Origin of the sequence: Rhizobacter terrae (genome assembly GCF_003852895.1) — a bacterium.
In the GTDB taxonomy this organism is placed as follows: Bacteria; Pseudomonadota; Gammaproteobacteria; order Burkholderiales; family Burkholderiaceae_C; genus Albitalea; species Albitalea terrae.
The window spans coordinates 111,721-130,233 of sequence record NZ_QUSW01000002.1; the positions used below are offsets into that span (position 1 = coordinate 111,721).

Sequence of the window (18,513 nt, forward strand, 5' to 3'; positions counted from 1 at the left end):
CGGGCCGTGAAATCGCGGGCTATAATCTTGGTCTTTGCTAGCAACCCCGTGCCGCGATCAGGTGAGCCGAAAAGGCAAAGCCGAAAGCTGATCCCGCCAGGAATCCGGACCCTCCTGACGGACCAATCGCACCTGACACCGAGCGCAACTTCTTAGGATTCATTGGATACATGACTACGATTCGCGTCAAAGAAAACGAGCCGTTCGATGTGGCACTGCGCCGCTTCAAGCGCACCATCGAAAAACTCGGCCTGCTGACCGATCTGCGTGCCCGCGAGTTCTACGAGAAGCCCACCGCCGAGCGCAAGCGCAAGAAGGCGGCCGCCGTGAAGCGTCACTTCAAGCGCATCCGCAGCATGCAGCTGCCCAAGCGCCTGTACTGATCCGCCCCGGCAGTCTGCTAAAAAGCCCGCACCACGCGGGCTTTTTCACATCCGCACGTCACACACAAGGAATCCCCATGAGCCTCAAAGACCAGATCACCGAAGATATGAAGGCCGCCATGAAGGCCAAGGATTCGGCCCGGCTGCTCACCATCCGCGGACTGCTGGCCGCGCTCAAGCAGAAGGAAGTCGATGAACGCATCACGCTGGACGACGCTGCAGTGGTCTCGATCATCGACAAGCTGATCAAACAGCGCAAAGATTCGATCGCCCAGTTCGGCACCGCCGGCCGCACCGACCTCGTGGACAAGGAAACCGCCGAGTTGCACGTGCTGGAGGGCTACCTGCCCAAGCGCCTGAGCGCCGAGGAGGTGACTGCCGAGGTGGCGAAGATCGTCGCCGAGCTGGGTGCCACGGGCCCGGGCGACATGGGCAAGGTGATGGGCGCGGTGAAGACCCGCCTGGCCGGCAAGGCCGAGATGGGCTTGGTGTCGGCCGCGGTGAAGCAGGCCCTGTCGAAGTAAGGAGCGCGTCCCACATGAGCACGATCCAGGTCCAGCAGATGAGCCCCGACGTCTGCGTCGCGCCGCAGCTCACGCCCGACGCCATGAAGGCCGTGGCCGACGCCGGCTTCAAGAGCATCATCAACAACCGCCCCGATTTCGAGGGAGGTGCCGACCAGCCCACCAGCGCGCAGATGGAAGCCGCGGCCGAGGCAGCCGGCCTCGTGTACGCCTTCCTGCCGGTGGCGCCGGGCTTCCAGAGCCCGGAGGAGATCGCCCGCTTCGGCGAGTTGCTGGCCACGCTGCCCCACCCCATCCTCGCGTTCTGCCGCACCGGCACGCGCTCGGGCAAGCTCTTCCGGGCAGCCACCGGGGCCTGAAGGCTCAGCGCAGGGATTGACCGACCATGCGCCTCAAACTCAAGGTCTTCCTGCTCGCGGTCATCCCCTTCGTGGGTGCGCTGGTGCTCATCGCGCTGGCGGTGGGCCACCAGACCATGGACCTGGCCCGGCGCGAGCGGGCGCTGGTGGAGGCTTCCACCCTGGCGGCCAAAGAGGCCGAGCTCAGCCACTACATCGCGCTCGCCCAGAGCACGGTGCAGCCCCTGTACGACTCGCGCCGCGACGACGACGCCACCAAGGCCGAGGCGGTGCGCCTGCTGTCCAAGCTCGACTACGGCACCGACGGATACTTCTTCCTCTACGACGTGGCCGGCCGGGTCATCATGCATCCACGCCAGCCCGAGCTGGAGGGCAAGGACCTGTGGAACCTGCGCGACGTGAACGGCTTCCCGGTGATCCAGAAGCTGATCGCCAAGGGGCACGAAGGCGGCGGCACGGTGCGGTACATGTGGGAGAAGCCCTCCACCCGCGAGATCACGCCCAAGATGAGCTATGTGATCACCCTGCCGCGCTGGAACTGGATGCTGGGCACGGGCGTGTACCTGGACGACGTGCAGGCCACCATGGACCAGCTCGACCGCCAGGTCAACGCCAACATCGCCGCCACGATGTGGTGGATCGCCGCCATCGCCGTGCTGGGCGTGGTGCTGATCGGCGCGGGCGGCCTGGCACTGAACGTGAGCGAGCAGCGCATCGCCGACGCCAAGCTGCGGCTGCTGGCACGCCAGGTGGTGCAGTCGCAGGAGGATGAGCGTGCCCACCTCTCACGCGAGCTGCACGACAGCACGAGCCAGACGCTGGTGTCGATCAAGCTGCTGATGGAATCCGCCATCGCGCGCATGGGCGAGGCTGCACCGCCTGCACTGCACAAGGCACTGGACCGGCTGAAGGCAGCGCTCGGCGAGGTGCGCAACATTTCGCACCGCCTGCGGCCCGCGGAGCTGGACGTGCTGGGCCTGCCCGCCGCCTTGCAGCACCTGGGCGAAGAGTTCGGCGAGAGCAGCGGCATCGCATCGAGCGTGCGCATCCGCGGCGATGTGAGCCACCTGCCCGAGGAGGTCAAGACCGTGCTCTTCCGCGTCACGCAAGAGGCACTGACCAACATCGAGAAGCACGCGGCCGCCACGAGCATCTCCGTGTGGCTGGCCTTCGGCAAGAGCGGCGTGCGGCTGCGCGTGATGGACGATGGACAGGGCTTCAAGGTCGACGCCGTGCAGCTCGATCCCAAGCGCGGCATCGGCCTGCGCAACATGCGCGAACGGCTGGTGTCCATCGGCGGCAGCTTCAGCATCCAGTCGCGGCCGGGCATGACACAGCTCGTGGCTGAGGTGCCGGCGGCATCGCTGCGCCAGTTCGCATTGAAGGAAGCGGCATGATGTCGCCCGCGCATTCCAACGAGTCCGAGCCATGAACAACACAGACGCCCCCCGCCCTACTCGACTGCTGCTTGTCGACGACCACCCGCTCGTGCGCGAAGGGCTGAAGGCCCGGCTGTCGACCCTGCCTTCGCTGGAGGTGGTGGGCGAGGCTGGCGATGCGCAGGAGGCGGCCGAGCAGGTCGCCGCGACCCAGCCCGACCTCGTGCTGATGGACGTGGGCATGAAGGACGTCAACGGCATCGACCTCACGCGACAGCTGCTGGCCGAACGGCCGGACCTGCTGGTGCTGGTGCTGTCCATGTACGACAACCCCGAGTACGTGAACCGGGCCATGCAGGCCGGCGCACGCGGCTACGTGCTCAAGGACGCACCGGCCAGCGACATCATCGACGCCATCGCCGAGGTCATGGCCGGCGGCACCTTCCTCAGCTCGGCCGTCTCGGGCCGGCTGTTCCGCTCGCAGACGCCGCGGCCGGTGATGTCGCTGCGCGAGAGCGAGATCCTCGCCTGCCTCGCGAAGGGACGCTCCAGCAAGCAGATCGCGGTGGAGCTGAACCTCAGCGTGCGCACGGTGGAGTCCCATCGGCAGAACATCAAGCGCAAGCTCAACCTCGACGGACAGGCCGAGCTCATCAAGTACGCGGTGGAGCATTGCCGGGACATCGGCGTTTCCCCATCGGCATGAACTGTCCCGGAAGCGAACCACCGGCCGCGTAGTACCACGTAGCTGAAAGACCCGTTGCCCGTCAGGCCGGGGACAGGGTTCAATTCATCCTAGAGATTTCATGATCTCGAGTCCGTGCGCCGGGCGTGCTTTCCGAGGGTAAGGCCCCTTCTGATCGCTGCATTCGGCTCCTTACAATCCGCCGACCTTGAGTCCCGGGCCCGTATGGCCGACCTCAAGCCGGCACCCTTGTGACCCCGAGGCCCATCCATGTGCCATGTCCTGCGGCCCTGCGCCGCGCGAGTTTTCGCAACGAGGAAGTTCCACTCATGAACGCCCTGCTTGCCTACGCCCGCTTCATCGATGCCGTGAACGACAAGTTCGGCGCGATCGCCAAATGGGCCGTGATGCTGTCGTGCTTCATCAGCGCCACCAACGCTGTCGTGCGCTACCTGCTCTCGATGAGCTCCAACTCTTTCCTCGAGATCCAGTGGTACCTGTTCGCCGCCTGCGTGATGCTCGGCGCGTCCCAGGTGCTTCGGGTCAATGAGCACGTGCGGGTGGACGTGTTCTACGGACGCCTGGGCGGCAAGCGCCAGGTCTACGTGGACCTGTTCGGGCTCATCTTCTTCCTGGTGCCCGTCATGTGCGCCATGATCTATTTCTCGTTTCCGCTGTTCCTCAAGATGTACCAGACGGGCGAGATGTCCAACAACGCGGGTGGCCTCATCCGCTGGCCGGCGATGCTGATGCTGCCCCTGGGCTTCACCCTGGTGCTGCTGCAGGGCATCGGCGAGATCTTCAAGCGCATCGGCTGGCTGCAGAACAAGTACGACATGGACATCCATTACGAGAGGCCGCTGCAATGACGATGGAGCAATTCGCCCCGATGATGTTCGGGGGCCTCATCCTGATCATGCTGATCGGGTTCCCGGTGGCGTTCTCGCTGTCGGCGCTGGGCCTGCTGTGCGCATTCATCGCCATCCACATGGGATGGTTCCAGCCCGAGTTCATGCAGGCGCTGCCGCTGAACGTGTTCGGCATCCTGTCCAACGACCTGCTGCTGGCGATTCCGTTCTTCACGCTGATGGGCTCCATCCTCGAGAAGTGCGGCCTGGCCGAGGACATGCTCGACTCCATGGGTCAGCTGTTCGGTCCGGTGCGCGGCGGCCTGGGCTACTCGGTGATCATCGTGGGCTTCATCCTCGGCGCGATCACCGGCACCGTGGCCGGCCAGGTGATCGCGATGGCGATGATCTCGCTGCCGGTGATGATGCGCTACAACTACAACATGCGCTACGCCACCGGCGTGCTCGCGGCCTCCGGCACGATCACGCAGCTGGTGCCGCCGTCACTGGTGCTGGTGGTGCTGGCCGACCAGCTCGGCCAGTCGGTGGGCGCGATGTACAAGGGTGCCTGGGGCCCGTCCATCCTGCAGGTGCTGATCTTTGCGGTCTACACCTTCGCGGTCGGCGTGGTGAAGCCCGAGCATGTGCCCGGCGTGCCCAGGGAAGCGCGCACCATGAGCGGCCTGGCCCTGTGGGGCAAGTGCCTGCGCGGCATCATCCCCTCGGCCGTGCTGATCTTCGCCGTGCTGGGCAGCATGGGCGGCCTGCCGGGCATCGACACCGCCATCTGCACGCCGACGGAAGCGGGTGCCATGGGTGCGGTGGGTGCCTTCGTCCTGGCCGGCATGCACAAGCGCCTCAACTGGGAGCTCATCAAGGAAGCCATGACCGGCACGATGCGCATCACCGCGATGGTGGTGTTCATCCTGATCGGCTCGCGGGTGTTCTCGCTGGTGTTCCAGGGCGTGGACGGCGCGAAGTGGATCGAGCACATGCTGTCGTCGCTGCCGGGCGGCCAGATCGGCTTCCTCATCGTCGTCAACATCTTCGTCTTCTTCCTCGCCTTCTTCCTGGACTTCTTCGAGATCGCGTTCATCATCCTGCCGATGCTGGGCCCGGTCGCGCAGAAGCTCGGGATCAACATGGTGTGGTTCGGCGTGCTGCTGTGCGTGAACATGCAGACCAGCTTCATGCACCCGCCGTTCGGCTTCGCGCTGTTCTACCTGCGCGGCATCTCCGACACGCTGTTCAAGGCCGGCGCGCTGCCCAAGAAGGTGCTGTCCAGCGACATCTACCTGGGCGCGATACCCTGGGTGATCATGCAGCTCATCCTGGTGGTGATCGTGATCTTCGTGCCCCAGAGCGTGACCATCTTCCTCGACAAGGAAGTCGCCATCGACCTGGACAAGGTGAAGATCGACGCGCCCACCGACAAGAGCTACAACGACGACAAGAACAACCAGAACTTGGACGACCTGTTCAAGCCCAAGCCTGGTGACGCACCGGCCAGCGGCGCGAAGTAAGCGTGCAGTCTTCTGTTGAAACACCGGCCTCTTTCGAGGGGCCGGCCTTCACCAACGGTGTGAAGCTGGTGGCGAGCGCGCTGATGGCAGGCCTGGTCGTCTACGGCGCGAAGGCGCTGCCGGCCTTCATCGATAAGCGCAGCACCTGGGGAGTGATGCTGTTCATCCTCCTCGCCTTCGCATTCATCGTGGTGTGCTTCGTGGCCATCCTGCGCAGCCGCACACGCATCGATGCGACGCACATCGAGCAAAGCTGGATCACCAACAAGCGGGTGGCGATCGCGGACATCACGCAGGTGAAGCTGATCTACATCCCGGGCCTGGCTTGGTTGATCGCGCCTCGATTGATCGTCAAGACGCGGCGGCCAGGCTCCACGGTGTTCCACACGGCTGATCCGATGGTGCTGGCTGCGTTTGCCCGGCTTTCATTGGGACAGGCTCCTTTGCCGTCTTGATTGACGGCTTGCTTTTTTCGCGTTCTGTTCGGTGGGGCAAAGGCGTGGGTGGGCTGGCTGGGGCGCGCGGCGGAAGCGGTCGGCCGTTGGCCGACTCCGCTGCGGTGCTCGGGCTTGTGGTCCGGCGAGAAACTCGCTTCAGGCCCCTGCGGTGCCTTACGCTCAAACAGTCTCGCCGAGCATGAAGACGAAGCGCGCTGCGCGCGCGACCACAAGCCCTGCGCTCCTCGCCGCTTCCTGATGCGCGCCCCAGCCAGCCCACCCACGCCTTTGCTGTTGCGGCTTTGGGTTTTCTCGTCGAGCCAGCCCAACCTCCCTTGAGCGGGAGGCGGCATGGGCCAGGGGCTGCGTCTGTGGCGGCGAGCAGCGCAGCACCGAGGGGTGGCGCGCGCAGCGCGCTTCGTCTTCTGACTCACGGGGACTGTTTGACCAGAGCGCACCGCAGGGGCGCGGCGGGAGTTTCCCCGTGCACCCCTCGGTGCGAGCAGCACAGCGCAGTCGGCCGCAGGCCGACCGCCACAGCCGCAGCCCCTGGCCCATGCCGCCTGTCGCGACCCCACCCCGATCTCCGAAAAACAAAAAGCCCGGCAAAGCCGGGCCTTCCGTCAAGCGAAGCAATCCGCCTCACCCCATGTGCAGACCACCGTTCACCGAGAAGTCCGCACCCGTGGCAAAGCCCGACTCATCCGAAGCCACCCACGCCACGATCGACGCGATGTCTTCGGGCGTGCCCAGGCGCTTCACCGGGATGCCGGCCACGATCTTGTCCAGCACGTCCTGGCGGATGGACTTGACCATGTCGGTGGCGATGTAGCCCGGGCTCACGGTGTTCACCGTCACGCCCTTGTTGGCCACTTCCTGGGCCAGTGCCATCGTGAAGCCGTGCATGCCGGCCTTGGCGGCCGAATAGTTGGTCTGGCCGAACTGGCCCTTCTCACCGTTCACCGAGCTGATGTTGATGATGCGGCCCCAGCCACGCTCCAGCATGTCGTCGATGACCTGCTTGGTCACATTGAACAGGCTCGTGAGGTTGGTCTCGATCACCGCGTCCCAGTCGGCGCGGCTCATCTTGCGGAACATGCCGTCACGCGTGATGCCGGCGTTGTTCACGAGCACGTCGATCGGGCCGTGTTCGCCCTTGGCCTTCTGGAAGGCAGCGACGGTCGAATCCCAGTCGCCCACATTGCCCACCGATGCGTAGAAGGTGTAGCCCAGGGCCTTCTGCTCACCCAGCCATTTGTCGAAATCGCGGCTCGGTCCACAGCCGGCGATCACCTTGAATCCGTCCTTGTGCAGGCGCTGGCACATCGAGGTACCGATGCCGCCCATGCCGCCTGTCACGTATGCCACTTTCTGGGTCATTCTCTGCTCCTTCTTTCCTGCTGGTTCTCTGTGCTGGTTGTCGTGTCCGTACCGCGTGCCTCAAGCGTGGGCGCCCGAAGCACGCGGGTCAATCGGGTTCCCCCGAGGTTTCGTGGCCTTGTGTTACCGCTCGACGGTCAACGCAACGCCCATGCCGCCGCCGATGCACAGCGAGGCAATGCCCTTCTTGGCATTGCGGCGCTTCATCTCATGCAGCAAGGTGACGAGGATGCGCGCACCGGACGCGCCGATGGGGTGACCAATGGCAATGGCACCGCCGTTGACGTTCACCTTGCTCGTGTCCCAGCCCATTTCCTTGTGCACCGCGCAGGCCTGGGCAGCGAAGGCTTCGTTGATCTCGAGCAGGTCAAGGTCGGCCGCCTTCCAGCCGGCGCGCTCCAGAGCGCGCTTGGAAGCCGGCACCGGGCCCATGCCCATGTAGGCCGGGTCCAGGCCCGCGGAGGCGTAGCTGGCGATGCGCGCCAGCGGCGTGAGGCCCAGCTGGTCGGCCTTCTTGGCGGTCATCACCACCAGACCGGCGGCGCCGTCGTTCAGGCCGGAGGCATTGCCCGCCGTCACCGAGCCGGCCTTGTCGAAGGCAGGGCGCAGGCCGGCCAGCGCTTCGGCGTTGGTCTTGCGGTTGATGAACTCATCCTTGTCGAAGACGACCGGGTCGCCCTTCTTCTGCGCAATGCTGAAGGGCACGATCTCATCGTTGAACTTGCCGGCATCCTGCGCGGCAGCGGCCTTTTGCTGCGAAGCCAGCGCGAGCGCGTCCTGCGCCTCGCGGCCGATCTCGTACTTCTTGGCCACGTTCTCGGCGGTGATGCCCATGTGGTACTGGTTGTAGACGTCCCACAGGCCGTCCGTGATCATCGTGTCCACGAGCTTCCAGTCGCCCATGCGCTGGCCGTCGCGCGAGTTGGGCAGCACGTGCGGTGACATGCTCATGCTTTCCTGGCCGCCGGCGATGATGATCTCGGAGTCGCCGTCACGGATGGCCTGCGCGGCCAGCATCACGGCCTTCAGGCCGGAGCCGCAGACCTTGTTGATGGTCATCGCGGGCACGCCGTGCGGCAGGCCAGCCTTGATCACGGCCTGGCGGGCCGGGTTCTGGCCGACGCCGGCCGTGAGCACCTGGCCCAGGATCACTTCATTGATCTGATCGCCGCTCAGCTTGGCGCGCTTGAGCAGGTCGCCGATCACGGCAGCGCCCAGCTCCGACGCGGGCGTCTTGGCCAGCGTGCCTCCGAATTTGCCAACGGCAGTACGGGCGGCAGCAACGATCACGATGTCAGTCATGGCAAATCTCCGATGGATGTGAAACGTGGGACGGGCGGTCAGGCCTTCTGCTTGACGTAGCGCCCAGGAGCGGGTTCGATGGGTTTGTGGGTGCGGTTGCCCGGCGCCTTGGGCGCGGCCACCAACTTGCCGGACGTTGCCTGGAGCCACTGCGACCAGTCCGGCCACCAGCTGCCTGCGTGCTCGCCGGCCTTGTCGAACCAGGCATCGGCCTTGGCCGGCAACGCGGCGCTCGAGCCGATCCAGTGGCTGCGCTTCTTCTTGGCCGGCGGGTTGATCACGCCTGCGATGTGCCCCGAGGCGCCCAGCACGAAGCGCTTCTTGCCCGAGAGCACGTGGGCATTGCGGTAGGCCGCATCCCAGGGAACGATGTGGTCTTCCTTCGAGGCGTAGATGTAGGCCGGTACATCGACCAGGCCCAGGTCCAGCTTCTCGCCGCAGACCACTGCCTTGCCGGGTTCCTTCAGGTTGTTCTCGAGGTAGGTGTTGCGCAGGTACCAGCAGAACATCGGCCCCGGCAGGTTGGTGCTGTCGCTGTTCCAGTAGAGCAGGTCGAACGGTGGCGGCGTCTCGCCCTTCAGGTAGTTGCCCACGACGTAGTTCCACACCAGGTCGTTGGGCCGAAGGAAGCTGAAGGTGGATGCGAGCTCGCTGCCCTTGAGCAGCCCGCCTTCGGCCGGGCTGTTCGGGCCGATGGTCATCTCGCGCATCTGCACCGCGGCCTCGTCGATGAAGAGATCCAGCACGCCGGTGTCTTCGAAGTCGAGGAAGGTGGTGAGCAGCGTCACGCTGGCCGCCGGCTTCTCGCCGCGGGCAGCCAGCACGGCCAGAGCCGTCGCAAGGACCGTGCCGCCGATGCAGAAGCCCAGCGTGTTCATCGTCTCGCTGCCAGTGATCTCCTGCACCGTGCGGACGGCGCGGATGGCGCCTTCCTCGATGTAGTCGTCCCAGCCCAGCTTGCTCATGGACTCGTCGGCATTGCGCCAGCTCACCACGAACAGGCGATGCCCCTGCTCCACCGTGTAGCGGATGAAGGAGTTCTCCGGCTGCAGGTCGAGGATGTAGAACTTGTTGATGCATGGCGGCACGAAGAGCATCGGCACCTCGTGTACCTTGGGCGTCAGCGGCTTGTATTCGATGAGCTGGAACAGCTCGTTCTCGAACACCACCGAGCCCTCGGTGGTGGCCACGTTGCGGCCCACCTCGAACACGCTTTCGTCGGTCTGCGACACATGCCCTTGCTGGATGTCCTTGAGCAGGTGCTGCAGGCCCTGGGCAATGCTCTCGCCCTTGGTTTCGAGCGCCTTGCGCTGCGCCTCGGGGTTCAGCGCCAGGTAGTTGCTGGGCGACGCCGCCTCGATCCATTGCTGCACGGCGAAGCGGATGCGCTGCTTCGTCTTCGCATCGCCTTCGACCTGCTCGGCCATCTGCATCAGCGTGCGGGCGTTCAGCAGGTACATCTGTGCCATGTAGGCGGCGGCGGGGTTGTCGACCCACTCGTTGGCAGCGAAACGGCGGTCGCCGATGGGCGCCTTGGGAGCGGCCTTGCCATCACCGTTGTTGGCGGCCTGCAGGCGCTGGAGCGACTGGTTCCACAGTGCGGTGGCCTGCTGGATGTATTCGGTCTGGACCTGGCTCAGCGCCGGCAGCGGCAGGCTCAGGCCCTGCATGGACTTCAAGACTTCACCGACCGTGGAGCCGAAGGCGCGGGCGGTCTCGTCGGCATTGGGGAACGGGGGGGTGGACGTGGCGGCCTTGCCGGGACCTGCCTTGGCGGTTCGTGCCGCCGGTGCTTTGCTGCTCACTCGTCTCCTCGCTTCGGTTGGATCGGTCCGAATGTGATGTGATTCACCTTTGTACGCCGGTTCGCTGACCTCATGATGACCCATCTCAAGAAGGCCACCTCGGGAGCATGCGCGAAAACCGCCGAACAATTTTCATATTGTAGATTCAATTTTCATAATTCGGCATGTATCTCGTAGCAATCGCATGGATATACGTGGTGCTGATGATGGCCGTGGCCGAGGCGACCAGCCCGCAGGGAACGCTCCTCGGGGCCTTCTTCACCTTCTTGCTCTATGGAGCGCTGCCGCTGTCGATCGTCATGTACCTGCTGCGAACACCGCACCGCAGACGCATGAGGCGTGCCAGGGAGGAAGAAGAGGCGAAGACGGGCGAGCAGGAGCCGCCGGCAGAGGCGCCGGCAGTCGGTGACACCGAACAGCGCTAGGTCAGCCAGACCAGGGCGGCCATGCGCCCCGTGGTCTTGTCCCGGCGGAACGAGAAGAAGCGGTTCGCTTCCAGGAAGGTGTCCCAGCGGCCACCTTCGACGCCTGCCCCGGCCTGCTCCAAGCGGGCACGCGCCAGTCCCGGCAGGTCGGCCAGCCACTTGCCTGGCGCATGAGGCTTGAAGTACGTGGTGGGCGCCGACGGATTGGCCCCGAAGGCCTGCAGCACGTCCGCACCGACCTCGAAGCTTTTCGGCCCGATGCACGCCCCCAGCCAGGTGTGGACCTGGGCCGGCTGGCAGCCCGCGGCCTCGCACACTGCCTGCAGGGTCGCCTCCACCACCCCACTGGCCAGCCCGCGCCAGCCGGCATGGGCCGCCCCCACCGCCCCGGGCGCGGCAAACAGCACCGGCAGGCAATCCGCCACCTGGACCGCGCAGGCGATTCCGCGCTCTGTGGTCACGCTCGCATCGGCCTCGCGAACAATCGCACCCGGCACCGCATCCATGGCCGTCAGCCGCACCACCTTGGCGCCATGCACCTGATTCAGGTAGACGGGCGTGCGTCCCACCGCCTCGGCCAGCAGGCGCAGGTTGCTCTGCACGGACTTCTCGTTGTCGCCGATGCCCTGCCGCAGGTTCATGCTGTCGAAAGGCTCCGCGCTGAAGCCGCCGCGGCGCGTGGTCATCACCGCGCCGACACCTCGCGCGTGCCAGTCGGGGATGAGCCAGTCAGGATGCATCGGGGCAGGCCGACGGCTGGGTGCTCTTGAAGGCGTCCAGCGCCATGCATTCCTGGTGGATGCGCATCACGGTCGGCACGTGGTCGAGCCGGCAATCCATGCGTTGCGCGTTGAAGATCTGCGGCACCAGCACCGTGTCGGCCAGCGTCGGCGTGTCGCCGTGGCAGAAGCGGCCGGTCTGCGGGCTCTTGGCGAGCTGCTGCTCCAGCGTGTCCAGCCCCGTCTCCACCCAATGCCGGTACCAGCGGTTCTTGTCGTCCTCGCTCACCTTCATCTCGTGCACGAGGTAGCGCAGCACCCGCAGGTTGTCGATGGGATGAATCTCGCAGGCGATGTCCAGCGCCAGGGCCCGCACCCGTGCCCGCTCCGCCGGTGCGGCCGGCAGCAGCGGTGGCTGCGGATGCGTCTCCTCCAGGTACTCGATGATCGCCAGGGACTGCGAGAGCACGTGGTCGCCGTCTTGCAGCAAGGGCACGAGCTTGGCCGGCGTCATCTCCGAGAACGGCGGCTTGAGCTGCTCGTTCTTCAGCAGGTGCACGGGCACGTATTCATAGCTCAAGCCCTTGAGCGCCAGCGCGATGCGCACCCGGTACGACGCCGAGGAACGGAAGTAGTTGTAGAGCGTGAGCGCCATGGCCTCAGCCCTGGACGATCTTCACCGACAGCGACCCCACGCCCTCCACGCTGGCCTCCAGCGTGTCGCCCGACACCACGGCGGCCACGCCTTCGGGCGTGCCGGTGAAGATGAGGTCGCCCGGCGCCAGCTCCCAGGCGGCCGAGAGCTGCTCGATGATTTCCGGAATGCTCCAGATCAGCTTGCCGATGCTGCTGGTCTGCCGAACCTCGCCGTTCACCTTGAGCTCGATGCGCGTCTCGGGCCCCACCTTGGCCTGCTGGGCGGGCACCACCGGCCCGATGGGTGCGGCTTCGTCGAAGCCCTTGCCGATGCACCAGGGCCGGCCCTGCTTCTTCATGTCGTTCTGCAGGTCGCGGCGGGTCATGTCCAGCCCGACCGCATAACCCCACACGTGGTCCATGGCCGATGCGGCCGGAATGTTGCGCCCGCCCTTGCCGATGGCCACCACCAGCTCCACCTCGTGGTGCAGGCTTTGGGTGAGGCTCGGGTAGCGCATGGCCGCCACCTCGCCTTCGATGGCAGGCAGCACCGCGTCCGCGGGCTTCATGAAGAAGAACGGCGCCTCGCGGCCGGTATGGCCCATCTCGATGGCGTGCTCCACGTAGTTGCGCCCCACGCAGTAGATGCGGTGGACAGGGAACTGGTCGCCGGTGGCGCCGCCCTTGACGGGCACAGTGGCGACACGGGGGGCGGGAATGACATATGCCATGGGAAAGTCCTTCGCGGTGCTCGCGCGATGATGCCACGACGCGTCGACAAACTCTTCCAGCCAGGGCCGGCAAATCGGCAGCAATCCCAGCGCCGGCCGCATCACTCGGGGGAGTGATGCGGGGGCGCCACCTAACTCAGCTTCAGCGTGTACTTGCCAATTGGGTCTTCACGGGAAATACCACTGAATTCGATCTCTACTTGATACCCGTCCCGGCGCTTCTTGGCGGCCAGAAACCTGGCGGCGGCGCCCTGTTCCCGGATATGAGCCTCGTCGACGGTCTCCGTCACAGCGCCACTCGGGTACTCCACCTTGATGTCGAATTTTGGGTATTCAATGGGTCCGTCTCTCTTGAACCAAGACATATCTTTCTCCTTGTTCTGATTGATCACCCTTGCTCCGAACGGAGCTCGGCTTTGGATGCCGCAGGCCGTGACGCCGCCTGCCGTCGGCTCCGCACTCAACGCGATCGTCGAGTCCCGCAAACGAGCGAGCTGTTTGCGAAGTCGCCGCATCCGAAGACCCTGGGGCCAGGGTTTCGCCATCGTGGCTCGTCAGTCCGGGTCGGCGCGCGTGGCAGCCCCCTTGCGACGCGGACGCGTGGTGGCTGCACGCGCCATTTCCCCATGAACCAGTGTCCCGTGCCAGCCGAAACCACCGTCTGGCCGCGCCCATTTCGGCTGAATACCCGCGTTCTCCCCGGCAGGACACGGGCGCTAAACTCATCGGATGTTCGAAGCGCGCAGCATCAAGTTCTGCAAGGCCTGCGGCGGCGAGGCCCGCTACGCCATCCCTCCCGACGACAACCGCGAGCGCGCCACCTGCACGGTGTGCGGCACCATCCACTACGAGAACCCGCTGAACGTGGTGGGCACGGTGCCGGTGTGGAACGACAAGGTGCTGCTGTGCAAGCGCAACATCGAACCGCGCCTGGGGTACTGGACGCTGCCCGCCGGCTTCATGGAGCTGGGCGAAACCACGTTGGAAGGCGCCTTGCGCGAGACGGTGGAAGAAGCCGGCGCCCGCGTGGACATGAAGGGCCTGTTCACCGTGCTGAACGTGGTGCGCGTGGGCCAGGTGCATTTCTTCTACCTCGCCAACCTGCGCGACACCGACTTCGCGCCGGGGCCCGAGACCATCGAGGCCAGGCTCTTTCGCGAAGATGAAATCCCCTGGGACGACCTCGCGTTCCGCACTGTGCGAGAAACGCTCCTGCGATATTTCGAGGACCGCCGCAGCGGTCAATTCGAGGTGCATTGCGCCGATATCAGCTGAATGCCCATGACAGAACCCACCGCAAGCCACGCCCCCAACACCACCGGAACCGTGCAACGCTTGCGGGAGGACCTGATCCACCCCGATCCGCTGCTGGACTGCCTGGTCGAGGTCTGCAAGCTGCATGGCCAGGCAGCATCGCGCGCCTCCCTCTCGGCCGGACTGCCGCTGGACTCCGAGAACGGTGGCAAGCTCACGCTGGAGCTGGCCGAGCGGGCCGCGGCACGGGCGGGCATGTCGGCCAAGCTGCAGCGGGTGGCGCTGGAACGCATCGACAGCGCCGTGCTGCCGGCCATCCTCGTGCTCAAGGACAACCAGGCCTGCGTGCTGCTGGGCTGGGATGCCGCCGATGCCAGCCCGCGTGCCCGCGTGCTCATGCCCGAGACCGGCCAGGGCTCCGTGCTGCTCACGTCCGAGGAACTCGCGCAGCGCTATGCCGGCATCACCCTCTTCGTGCGGCCGCACTTCCGCTTCGACTCGCGCACGCCCGACGTGCGCAAGCCCGCCGCCCGGCACTGGTTCTGGAGCGCCATCCTCGGCCAGCGCTTCGTCTACCGCGACGTGCTGTGGGCCGCGCTGCTGGTGAACATCTTCGCGCTGGCCTTCCCGATGTTCTCCATGAACGTCTATGACCGCGTCGTGCCCAACAACGCGGTGGAGACGCTGTGGGCGCTGTCCATCGGCGTGCTGCTCATCCTCGCTTCCGACCTCTTCATGCGCTTGCTGCGCAGCCATTTCGTGGACGAGGCCAGCGCACGCATCGACGTGCAGATCTCCTCCACGCTGATGGAAAAGGTGCTGGGCATCCGGCTGGAGCACCGCCCCGAATCGGTGGGCTCGTTCGCATCGAACCTGCGCGGCTTCGAGCAGGTGCGCGACTTCATCGCGTCGAGCACCGTCACCGCGCTCATCGACCTGCCCTTCGCGCTGCTGTTCGTCATCGTGATGGCCTGGATCTCGCCGTGGCTCACGCTGCCGGTGATCGTCGCCTTCCTGGTCATCCTCGTCATGGGCTATGTGCTGCAGCACCGGCTGCACCAGTTGTCGGAAACGACCTACCGGGCCAGTGCGCTGCGCAACGCGACGCTGATCGAAAGCCTCACCGCCATCGAGACCATCAAGTCGCAGGGCGCCGAGGGCGTGATCCAGGCGAAATGGGAACGCACCAACGAGTTCCTGTCCAAGATCAACGTGAAGACGCGGGCGCTGACCTCGGGCGCCAACTACACCACCAACACCCTCTCGCAGCTCGTCACGGTGTCGATGATCCTGATCGGGGTCTACCTCATCGGCCAGAAGGAGCTCACCATGGGTGCGCTGATCGCCGCCAACATGCTGTCGGCGCGCGCGCTGGCGCCGGCCGGGCAGATCGTGGGCTTGCTGATGCAATACCAGGGCGCGCGCACCGCGCTGGATTCGCTCAACAAGATCATGGACAAGCCTGTGGAACGGCCGCAGGGCGAGACCTTCGTGCAGCGCCCGCAGCTGCGCGGCGACATCGAGTTCCGCAACGTGAAGTTCAGCTACCCCAACCGGCTGGACGCGGCACTGGAAGGCCTGAGCTTCAAGATCACCGCCGGCGAGCGCGTGGCGCTGATCGGCCGCGTGGGCTCGGGCAAGTCCACCATCCAGCGGCTCATCATGGGCCTGTACCAGCCCACCGACGGGCAGGTGCTGCTGGACGGCATCGACCTGCGCCAGCTCGACCCGGCCGACGTTCGCCGCAACTGCGCCCATGTGGCGCAGGACGTGACGCTCTTCTACGGCACGCTGCGAGAGAACATCGCCTTCGGCCAGCCCTATGCGGATGACTCGGCCATCGTGGCCGCGGCCGAGACAGCCGGCATGACCGACTTCGTGAACCGACATCCGCGCGGCTTCGACATGACGGTGGGCGAGCGCGGCGAGTCGCTGTCGGGAGGCCAGCGCCAGAGCGTGGGCATCGCCCGCGCCGTGCTGCACAACGCGCCCATCCTGCTGCTGGACGAGCCCACCAGCGCGATGGACTTCACCAGCGAAGCGCAGATCACCGCGCGCATGACCAACTTCGTTGCGCACAAGACGGTGGTGCTGGTGACTCACCGCACGTCCATGCTCGCGATGGTGACCCGCGTGATCGTGATCGACGGCGGCAAGATCGTGGCCGACGGCCCGCGCGACCGCATCATGGAAGCGCTGGCCAGCGGCCGAATCGCGCGGGCAGCCTGAGGATGAGCGCCATGCAAGACCCTCGCGAACAACAGCCCCAGGTTCCTGCGCAGCCCGCGGCGGCGCCGGTGCACCAGGCCATCACGATCAACGTGCCCGGGGCTGTGCCGCAGGCGGCAGCGCCCGCCACGCCGGCCGTCCTCGAAGGCACGACGCAGCACCGCCTCATGCGCGCCGGCCAGGCCGTCCTGCGCCCGCTGGAGCGCATCCGCATCGTCCTGGAGCCGCTCACCAAGCGGCTCTTCGGCCCCGATGCCGAGCAGATGCCGGCCGCCAACACGGGCTTTCGCAACTTCGAGCAGGAGGCCGATGCGGTGATGTCGCGCGGCCGCACCCACCGGGCGCAGAAGATCGTGCGCTCGGCGGTGGTCGTCGTGATCATCCTCATCACCTGGGCGTCCTTCGCTCACGTGGAGGAAGTGACGCGCGGCGACGGCAAGGTCATCCCGTCCAAGCAGCTGCAGGTGGTGCAGTCGCTGGACGGCGGCGTGATCACGGAAATCCTCGTGCAGGAAGGCCAGGTGGTCGAAGCCGGCCAGCGCCTCTTGAAGATCGACGAGACGCGTGCCACCTCCGGCGTGCGCGAGAGCGCGGCACAGGGCATCGCCTTGCAGGCCCGCCGGGCGCGGCTGGTGGCGATCGCCGAGAACCAGCCCTTCAAGCCGCCCGCGGTGAGCACGGGCAATGCCGAGGAACAGCGCATCGTCGACGAGGAACGCCGGCTGTACGAAACACGCATCTCCGAGCTGCGCACGCTGTTGGCCATCAACGAGCAGCAACTGCAACAGCGCCAGCAGGAACTCAGCGAGATGCGCGCCCGCAAGGCCTCGGCCGACAAGCAGGCGGAGTTCGGACAGGCCGAACTGTCCAAGACCAAGCCGCTGCTGGCGTCCGGCGCGGTGTCGGAGGTGGACATCCTGCGCATCGAGCGCGACATCTCCCGCGCCCGCGGCGATTCGGAGCAGGCCAATGCCCAGATCGCCCGCGTGCAGGCCGCCATCGGCGAGGCGCAGCGCAAGATCCAGGAGACCGAGCTCACCTTCCGCAACGAAGCCCGCAAGGAACTCTCGGACGTGACCGGCAAGCTCAACGCCCTCAATGAAGGCGCGGTGGCCCTGGCCGACAAGGTGGAGAAGGCCCAGGTGAAAAGCCCCGTGCGCGGACGCGTGCAGCGGCTGCTGGCCAACACCGTGGGCGGCGTGGTGCAGCCGGGCAAGGACATCGTGGAGATCGTGCCCCTGGACGACAACCTCGTGCTGGAGGCCAAGGTGCTGCCCAAGGACATCGCCTTCATCCACCCCGGCCAGGACGCCACGGTGAAGTTCACCGCCTACGACTTTTCCATCTACGGCGGCATGAGCGCCAAGGTGGAGAACATCAGCCCCGACACCATCGTCGACGAGCGCGGCAACGCCTTCTACCTGGTGCGGGTGCGCACCACCCATTCCACCTTCGACGAGAAGATGCCCATCATCCCCGGCATGACGGCGGAGGTGGACGTGCTCACAGGCAAGAAGTCGGTGATGTCCTACCTGCTCAAGCCCATCCTCAAGGGCAAGGCCTACGCGCTGCGCGAGCGTTGAGCGCTCGCCGCCGCGCGTGCGCCGTGACGTGGCGCACGCTTTCCGGCGCCTTGAGCTGGCGCCGTTCGATTGGCGCACACGTCGGTAAAAAAGTCAGGGTACCGGCGCTCAAGTTCGCTGTCTGACATCCGATGAGTCCGAGATTCCGGCACCGCGGCCTGGCCCGGCGTGCCAAGTCTTATTGGCGTTCGTGCAGAGACTTCTGGTGACTCCGTTCACGAAATGAAGCCGGCCCCGACGACATAAGACATGTGTCCGAACGTTATCCTCGAACCACGCGCGCGCGGCTTGCGTGCGTGTAGTTCTTACAA

The 18,513-nt window shown here is 65.8% G+C and carries 19 protein-coding genes; 12 read left to right on the forward strand and 7 right to left on the reverse strand.

The window, feature by feature from the left end:
- The first annotated feature begins 170 nt into the window (after nt 1-170).
- The 8 genes from rpsU to DZC73_RS07600 all read left to right on the forward strand — a co-directional run bounded on the left by rpsU (nt 171) and on the right by DZC73_RS07600 (nt 6,156).
- Nucleotides 171-383, forward strand: coding sequence for a 30S ribosomal protein S21 (gene rpsU, locus DZC73_RS07565; protein ID WP_124539636.1), 213 nt, complete (start codon nt 171-173; stop codon nt 381-383).
- 77 nt (nt 384-460) lie between these two features.
- On the forward strand, nt 461-907 hold the full coding sequence (locus DZC73_RS07570; protein ID WP_124539637.1) for a GatB/YqeY domain-containing protein: 447 nt from the start codon (nt 461-463) through the stop codon (nt 905-907).
- A gap of 14 nt (nt 908-921) precedes the next feature.
- Entirely contained in the window at nt 922-1,266 is a 345-nt protein-coding gene (locus DZC73_RS07575) for a TIGR01244 family sulfur transferase (protein ID WP_124539638.1), read from the forward strand.
- A 26-nt stretch (nt 1,267-1,292) separates the two neighbouring features.
- Entirely contained in the window at nt 1,293-2,663 is a 1,371-nt protein-coding gene (locus DZC73_RS07580; RefSeq protein WP_124539639.1) for a cache domain-containing protein, read from the forward strand.
- 31 nt (nt 2,664-2,694) lie between these two features.
- Complete coding sequence (locus tag DZC73_RS07585) at nt 2,695-3,351, forward strand: response regulator transcription factor (RefSeq protein WP_124539640.1); 657 nt, start codon at nt 2,695-2,697, stop codon at nt 3,349-3,351.
- Nucleotides 3,352-3,659: 308 nt separating this feature from the next.
- Complete coding sequence (locus DZC73_RS07590) at nt 3,660-4,199, forward strand: TRAP transporter small permease subunit (RefSeq protein ID WP_124539641.1); 540 nt, start codon at nt 3,660-3,662, stop codon at nt 4,197-4,199.
- Nucleotides 4,196-5,701, forward strand: a complete 1,506-nt coding sequence (locus DZC73_RS07595) for a TRAP transporter large permease (RefSeq protein ID WP_124539642.1) — start codon at nt 4,196-4,198, stop codon at nt 5,699-5,701. Before DZC73_RS07590 ends, DZC73_RS07595 begins: the two co-directional genes overlap by 4 nt.
- A gap of 2 nt (nt 5,702-5,703) precedes the next feature.
- Nucleotides 5,704-6,156: a hypothetical protein gene (locus DZC73_RS07600; protein WP_124539643.1), complete on the forward strand. Its 453-nt coding sequence runs from the start codon at nt 5,704-5,706 to the stop codon at nt 6,154-6,156.
- A gap of 624 nt (nt 6,157-6,780) precedes the next feature.
- Here DZC73_RS07600 and phbB read toward each other — a convergent pair.
- The 3 genes from phbB to phaC form a co-directional block, all read right to left on the reverse strand.
- Nucleotides 6,781-7,518, reverse strand: a complete 738-nt coding sequence (gene phbB / locus DZC73_RS07605) for an acetoacetyl-CoA reductase (RefSeq protein ID WP_124539644.1) — start codon at nt 7,516-7,518, stop codon at nt 6,781-6,783.
- A 123-nt stretch (nt 7,519-7,641) separates the two neighbouring features.
- Complete coding sequence (locus DZC73_RS07610) at nt 7,642-8,820, reverse strand: acetyl-CoA C-acetyltransferase (RefSeq protein WP_124539645.1); 1,179 nt, start codon at nt 8,818-8,820, stop codon at nt 7,642-7,644.
- A gap of 38 nt (nt 8,821-8,858) precedes the next feature.
- Nucleotides 8,859-10,490, reverse strand: coding sequence for a class I poly(R)-hydroxyalkanoic acid synthase (phaC, locus tag DZC73_RS07615; RefSeq protein WP_124540349.1), 1,632 nt, complete (start codon nt 10,488-10,490; stop codon nt 8,859-8,861).
- 299 nt (nt 10,491-10,789) lie between these two features.
- Here phaC and DZC73_RS07620 point away from each other — a divergent pair, with 299 nt between their 5' ends.
- On the forward strand, nt 10,790-11,050 hold the full coding sequence (locus DZC73_RS07620; protein ID WP_198414801.1) for a hypothetical protein: 261 nt from the start codon (nt 10,790-10,792) through the stop codon (nt 11,048-11,050).
- Here the strand turns inward: DZC73_RS07620 and pgeF are convergent.
- The 4 genes from pgeF to DZC73_RS07640 form a co-directional block, all read right to left on the reverse strand.
- Entirely contained in the window at nt 11,047-11,790 is a 744-nt protein-coding gene (gene pgeF / locus DZC73_RS07625; protein ID WP_124539646.1) for a peptidoglycan editing factor PgeF, read from the reverse strand. The genes DZC73_RS07620 and pgeF overlap by 4 nt on opposite strands.
- A complete protein-coding gene (gene maiA / locus DZC73_RS07630) occupies nt 11,780-12,424 on the reverse strand; it encodes a maleylacetoacetate isomerase (RefSeq protein WP_124539647.1) in 645 nt (214 codons plus the stop codon). The genes pgeF and maiA overlap by 11 nt, the downstream gene beginning before the upstream one ends.
- A 4-nt stretch (nt 12,425-12,428) precedes the next feature.
- Entirely contained in the window at nt 12,429-13,136 is a 708-nt protein-coding gene (locus tag DZC73_RS07635) for a fumarylacetoacetate hydrolase family protein (RefSeq protein WP_124539648.1), read from the reverse strand.
- A 131-nt stretch (nt 13,137-13,267) separates the two neighbouring features.
- Nucleotides 13,268-13,681, reverse strand: coding sequence for a hypothetical protein (locus DZC73_RS07640; protein ID WP_124539649.1), 414 nt, complete (start codon nt 13,679-13,681; stop codon nt 13,268-13,270).
- A gap of 184 nt (nt 13,682-13,865) precedes the next feature.
- On the opposite strand from DZC73_RS07640, the gene DZC73_RS07645 reads away from it, so the two are divergent.
- From DZC73_RS07645 to DZC73_RS07655, 3 genes are read left to right on the forward strand one after another with little or no spacing between them, the layout of a single operon-like run.
- Nucleotides 13,866-14,411, forward strand: coding sequence for an NUDIX hydrolase (locus DZC73_RS07645; RefSeq protein ID WP_124539650.1), 546 nt, complete (start codon nt 13,866-13,868; stop codon nt 14,409-14,411).
- A gap of 6 nt (nt 14,412-14,417) precedes the next feature.
- Nucleotides 14,418-16,619, forward strand: coding sequence for a type I secretion system permease/ATPase (locus DZC73_RS07650; RefSeq protein WP_124539651.1), 2,202 nt, complete (start codon nt 14,418-14,420; stop codon nt 16,617-16,619).
- Between the two features lie 11 nt (nt 16,620-16,630).
- On the forward strand, nt 16,631-18,202 hold the full coding sequence (locus tag DZC73_RS07655; RefSeq protein WP_235835034.1) for an HlyD family type I secretion periplasmic adaptor subunit: 1,572 nt from the start codon (nt 16,631-16,633) through the stop codon (nt 18,200-18,202).
- Nucleotides 18,203-18,513: the final 311 nt, after the last annotated feature.

Bases quoted from the DNA above. Each gene is read 5' to 3' on its own strand.
- DZC73_RS07650 (WP_124539651.1), top strand. From the start codon at position 14,418: ATGACAGAACCCACCGCAAGCCACGCCCCCAACACCACCGGAACCGTG.
- DZC73_RS07640 (WP_124539649.1), bottom strand. From the start codon at position 13,681: ATGGCGAAACCCTGGCCCCAGGGTCTTCGGATGCGGCGACTTCGCAAA.
- DZC73_RS07655 (WP_235835034.1), top strand. From the start codon at position 16,631: ATGCAAGACCCTCGCGAACAACAGCCCCAGGTTCCTGCGCAGCCCGCG.
- maiA (WP_124539647.1), bottom strand. From the start codon at position 12,424: ATGGCGCTCACGCTCTACAACTACTTCCGTTCCTCGGCGTCGTACCGG.
- DZC73_RS07620 (WP_198414801.1), top strand. From the start codon at position 10,790: ATGTATCTCGTAGCAATCGCATGGATATACGTGGTGCTGATGATGGCC.
- pgeF (WP_124539646.1), bottom strand. From the start codon at position 11,790: ATGCATCCTGACTGGCTCATCCCCGACTGGCACGCGCGAGGTGTCGGC.
- rpsU (WP_124539636.1), top strand. From the start codon at position 171: ATGACTACGATTCGCGTCAAAGAAAACGAGCCGTTCGATGTGGCACTG.
- DZC73_RS07580 (WP_124539639.1), top strand. From the start codon at position 1,293: ATGCGCCTCAAACTCAAGGTCTTCCTGCTCGCGGTCATCCCCTTCGTG.
- DZC73_RS07635 (WP_124539648.1), bottom strand. From the start codon at position 13,136: ATGGCATATGTCATTCCCGCCCCCCGTGTCGCCACTGTGCCCGTCAAG.
- DZC73_RS07570 (WP_124539637.1), top strand. From the start codon at position 461: ATGAGCCTCAAAGACCAGATCACCGAAGATATGAAGGCCGCCATGAAG.
- DZC73_RS07590 (WP_124539641.1), top strand. From the start codon at position 3,660: ATGAACGCCCTGCTTGCCTACGCCCGCTTCATCGATGCCGTGAACGAC.
- DZC73_RS07575 (WP_124539638.1), top strand. From the start codon at position 922: ATGAGCACGATCCAGGTCCAGCAGATGAGCCCCGACGTCTGCGTCGCG.
- DZC73_RS07585 (WP_124539640.1), top strand. From the start codon at position 2,695: ATGAACAACACAGACGCCCCCCGCCCTACTCGACTGCTGCTTGTCGAC.
- DZC73_RS07645 (WP_124539650.1), top strand. From the start codon at position 13,866: ATGTTCGAAGCGCGCAGCATCAAGTTCTGCAAGGCCTGCGGCGGCGAG.
- DZC73_RS07610 (WP_124539645.1), bottom strand. From the start codon at position 8,820: ATGACTGACATCGTGATCGTTGCTGCCGCCCGTACTGCCGTTGGCAAA.
- DZC73_RS07595 (WP_124539642.1), top strand. From the start codon at position 4,196: ATGACGATGGAGCAATTCGCCCCGATGATGTTCGGGGGCCTCATCCTG.
- phaC (WP_124540349.1), bottom strand. From the start codon at position 10,490: ATGCAGGGCCTGAGCCTGCCGCTGCCGGCGCTGAGCCAGGTCCAGACC.
- phbB (WP_124539644.1), bottom strand. From the start codon at position 7,518: ATGACCCAGAAAGTGGCATACGTGACAGGCGGCATGGGCGGCATCGGT.